Source organism: Albidovulum inexpectatum (genome assembly GCF_002927635.1).
GTDB classification, from domain to species: Bacteria; Pseudomonadota; Alphaproteobacteria; order Rhodobacterales; family Rhodobacteraceae; genus Albidovulum; species Albidovulum inexpectatum.
Genome location: NZ_PRDS01000023.1, coordinates 1 through 4,234, shown reverse-complemented (window position 1 = coordinate 4,234; position 4,234 = coordinate 1). Strand labels below are relative to the sequence as shown.

Annotated in this window: 2 protein-coding genes and 4 pseudogenes; 4 read left to right on the top strand and 2 right to left on the bottom strand. The window is 59.6% G+C overall.

The window, feature by feature from the left end:
• Window positions 1-264: 264 nt before the first annotated feature.
• Both LV82_RS14710 and LV82_RS14705 read left to right on the top strand, forming a co-directional pair.
• A complete protein-coding gene (locus LV82_RS14710; protein WP_104072953.1) occupies window positions 265-1,131 on the top strand; it encodes a sulfotransferase in 867 nt (288 codons plus the stop codon).
• A gap of 112 nt (window positions 1,132-1,243) precedes the next feature.
• Window positions 1,244-1,760, top strand: a pseudogene (locus LV82_RS14705) (helix-turn-helix domain-containing protein); the annotation flags it as partial.
• A gap of 15 nt (window positions 1,761-1,775) precedes the next feature.
• Here LV82_RS14705 and LV82_RS14700 read toward each other — a convergent pair.
• Entirely contained in the window at window positions 1,776-2,375 is a 600-nt protein-coding gene (locus LV82_RS14700) for an IS66 family transposase (protein ID WP_281259923.1), read from the bottom strand.
• 115 nt (window positions 2,376-2,490) lie between these two features.
• Between LV82_RS14700 and LV82_RS14695 the strand changes: the two are divergent.
• Window positions 2,491-3,715, top strand: a pseudogene (locus LV82_RS14695) (IS3 family transposase).
• 22 nt (window positions 3,716-3,737) lie between these two features.
• On the opposite strand, the pseudogene LV82_RS14690 reads toward LV82_RS14695, so the two are convergent.
• Window positions 3,738-3,911, bottom strand: a pseudogene (locus tag LV82_RS14690) (IS66 family transposase); the annotation flags it as partial.
• An 82-nt stretch (window positions 3,912-3,993) separates the two neighbouring features.
• Between LV82_RS14690 and LV82_RS15085 the strand changes: the two are divergent.
• A pseudogene (locus LV82_RS15085) lies at window positions 3,994-4,234 on the top strand (IS110 family transposase); the annotation flags it as partial.

The window sequence follows — 4,234 nt, the reverse complement described above, 5'->3', positions numbered from 1 at the left end:
GATCGACCTGTCGGCCGTCTCGGCGATCACGAACCTGGCGGACCTGATGGCCAACCACATCGCGCAGGTCGGCGCCGATGTCGTCATCGACGACCAAGCCGGGAACACCATCACCCTGACAGGCGTCAACCTCGCAAACCTCGACGCCAGCGATTTCGTGTTCTGAACTGTAGGCATCGAACGAAAAGCGTGATAGTTCATGACGGTAGCCGCGCCCAGTTTCATACTGTATCTGGTGCGAAATCGAGCATGCCGAGGGTTCTGATGGAAAATACTAAGAAATTTGATAATCTATTTCTTAGTGCGGGGGCGATGAAGGCCGGCACGACATGGCTTTATGCTACTTTGAGCAAACACCCTGATCTTCATTTCTCTTTGGAAAAGGAAATACATTACTTTTATGCGCGCAGTGTTGATTTCGGGCCGTTAAGTGATCGCCGAAGGTTGGAAAACGTTCGTAACAACTATGCCAAAATCGACCCGGATCGCAGCCATATATCCGGCGTTAGAAACAGATTGAGATGGGCTGCGAATTATCTTGATAATCCGGTCGATGATTTGTGGTATAGAAACTTGTTCGTATTTCGGAGAAGTCAAAAGTATTGCTGCGACTTCTCGAACCTTTATGCATTGCTGCCCGAGGATGCTTGGCGTCACGCATTCAATTTAACTGATCGGCTAAGGGTGTTGTATACTTTACGCGATCCCATATCGAGGCTGTGGAGCCATGTGAAGTTTCATCTTCAAATCACGAACCAGGCTCATCTTTTGGAAACATGGGCGCCGAAAGATTTTGAGGCATTTATTCGGCAGCCTTTCATTTGGGAAAATGCAGAGTACGGTGCGGCGATACGTCGAATGCGGTCGGTTTTGCCTGCGAGCTGTTTAAAGATTTGTACCTTTGAGGATATTCATAATGATCCGAAGGATTTTCTTCGGAATTTGGAGGAATTTCTGGAGGTGTCTCATTTAAATTATTCGGATGATGCGTTACGCAATCGTGTGAACGTGTCAGTCAGCCGACCTATGCCGTCATTCTTTGTGGGCCTGGTTGAGAGAGATATTAAGCGGATTATAAAGGAGGTTGAGGATCAAGGCGTAGAAATACCTGAGGAATGGAATATTCCATGATACTGTCGTTTTGATGTAGGCGTTCCAACCCGGATGATCACATAGACCCTCGCCGATTTGGCCTGTTCACGGCAAGGTCGATTCTGAGCGAAGTTCGGGACGGAGGGCTGGCATGCTGATTTCTTTGCACAGCCAAGCGACGACGACGCCGAGGATCAGAGCCGCGATCCAGGCCTGCGACGAGCCGGTGTGGGTTCTGGCCGAGCGCTACGGCATCTCCGAGCAGACGGTGTGGAGGTGGCGCAAGCGGGACGGCGTCCACGATCTCAGCCACACGCCGCATCGGCTGCAGACAACGCTCACGCCCGCCCAGGAGGCGGTGGCGGTGGCGCTGCGGACGACCCTGCTCCTGCCGCTCGACGACCTGCTCGCAGTGCTTCGGGAGTTCCTCAATCCGAACGTCTCGCTCGGGTCTGGACCGATGCCTGCGGCGGCATGGGCTGTCCCGGCTGAAAGATCTGAAACCGAAGGCGCCGAGGCCTGCGCACAAGACCTTCAAGGCATACGAACCCGGCTACCTGCATGTCGACGTGAAGTACCTGCCGCAGATGGCCGACGAGGAGCGCCGCCGCTACCTCTTCGTGGCGATCGACCGCGCCACCCGCTGGGTTTTCGGTAAGCGGCGGCAGCATCCCACCCCGGGTTCATCTTGACGGCTTGAAATTCCAGGGCAGGAGATCGTCGATGCGGCGTTGCGGATGGCCGGCGGCGATGGCTTCGAGGGTGGCCTTGAGATAGGGGAAGGGCTCGACGCCGTTGATCCTTTCGGTCTCGATGAGCGATGCGATGCGTCCCCAGGCGCGCCCGCCTTCGTCATGTCCGGCGAACGATGCGTTTTTTCTGTTCAGAGCGATGGGCCGGATCAGGTTCTCGACGCTGTTGGAGTGGATCTCCACTCGCCCATCCTGCAGGAAGGTCTGGAGCCCGTCCCAGTGACGGTGGATGTAAGCGAGCTTCTCGCCCAGGCGCGACTTGGCGGAGATGCGCAGGCGTTGCTGTTGCAGCCATTCCCCGAAGGCCGCGACGAGGGGGGCGGTGCGCGCCTGACGGGCGGAGAGCCGCTGTCCCGGAGCTGTGCCGCGGATGTCTGCCTCGACCTTGTAGAACTCGGCAATCCTGCGCAGCCCCTCGGCGGCAATCTCCGAGCCGTCGCGGTCGAAGACCTCCTTCAGCTTCCTGCGGGCGTGGGCCCAACAATGCGCAACGCGGACCGGATCGCCGCCCTTCCGCGAGGGGCGCGTCAGCCGGTTTTAGCCGGTATAGCCGTCCAGTTGCAGGATGCCATCGAAGCCCTGTGCTGTGACCCCCGATAACTCGTCCATCTGATGCTAGAGTTCGGCCCAAGCAGAGGACCGGACCATGAAGCGATCGAGATTCACCGAGGAGCAGATCATCGCGATCCTGAGGGAGCAGGAGAGCGGAGTGAAGACGGCGGAGGTGTGCCGTCGGCATGGGATCAGCAGCGCCACCTTTTATGCCTGGAAGGCGAAGTTCGGGGGCATGAAGCCTTCGGAGGCCAAGAGGCTGAAGGCGCTGGAGGCCGAGAACGCCAGGCTGAAGCGGCTTTTGGCCGAGGCGATGCTCGACAGCGAGCCATTGTCCGCCATTGGTCCGAGGACAATGGCGAGCGCCTTGAAGGACCTGCTTTCAAAAAAGTGGTGACGTCCGCCGCAAGGCGAGAAGCGGTTGCCCATCTCGAGAAGCGTCACAGGATGAGCGAGCGGCGGGCGTGTTCGGTGCTGGGTGCGGATCGATCATCGGTGCGGTATCGGCGCAGGCGACCCGATGACACCGAGCTGCGCGAGGAGTTGCGCAAGGCGGCCGAGAAACATCGGCGTTTCGGTTATCGGCGGCTGCATGTGATCCTGCGCCGCGACGGCCATGTGACAAACCGCAAGCGGACGCAGAGGCTTTACCGCGAGGAAGGCCTGGCGGTCCGGCGAAGGCGCGGCCGCAAGTGCGCTCTCGGCACCCGCGCGCCGCTGGTGACCGAAGCCGTGGCCAACGCCCGGTGGTCGCTGGACTTCATGCAGGACCAGTTCGCCGATGGACGCCGCTTCCGGATCCTCAATGTGCTGGACGACGTCACGAAGGCGTGTCTCGCGTCGATCGTCGACACGTCGATCTCGGGCCGAAGGGTGGCGCGCGAACTCACATGTTTGATCGAGCGGCGGGGGAAGCCCGGGGTGATTGTTTCGGACAACGGCACCGAGTTCACCTCGAACGCGATCCTGGAATGGGCCGAGAAGATGAAGGTGAAATGGCACTACATCGCCCCCGGCAAGCCCATGCGAGACATGGGAACTGCGAGGCCTTCAACGGTCGGATGCGGGATGAACTTCTGAACGAGACACTGTTCTTCGGCATCGACCATGCCCGCGAAGCGGTCGCCAACTGGACTCGCATCTACAATACCGAGCGGCCCCATTCGGCCCTCGGATACTGGGCGCCGGCGGTCTTTGCCGCTCAACTCACCGCAATGGGCGATCAGCTTCGCGCATTTGAACCGATGCGCAGATCGCCCATTGCTCCGTCGGCGCAACCGCGCCAAATTCAAACGCCAACTCTGGTCTCAGCCGGATGAGATTCAGGGGTCACAGCACCTGCAATATCTGTTCCGCGTTCCCTCCGGCACGGTCGGGGGCATAGAAGAAGACCGCGCCCGGTGGATCATCCCCGCCCCACCCCCGGTCGTCACGGGCGAGCGCCCAGAGATATCCGGTCTTGGTCCTGCCGCGCCCCGGATCCAGCACCGGGGCGATGGTCTCGTCCATGAACTGAACTGATGCGGTGGATGCCCCCACCAACGGCATCTTGTATGCCATGACGGTTCTATAGGAACCAATTTTGGAGGGCACATCGATGGCGACGAAGATCAGCATGCTGGCGATCGACTTGGCGAAGGGCAGTTTTCAGGTCTGTGCGGTCGGGCCGGATGGGACGGTTCTCTACAATCGGGCGCTATCGCGGACACGGTTGGCCGCGCTTTTGGCCGAACAGCCAACCTGCATCGTGGCCATGGAGGCTTGCGCAACTTCCCATCACTGGGGCCGGGTGGCGCAACGACATGGCCACGAGGTGCGGCTGGTCCCGGCCGCCTATG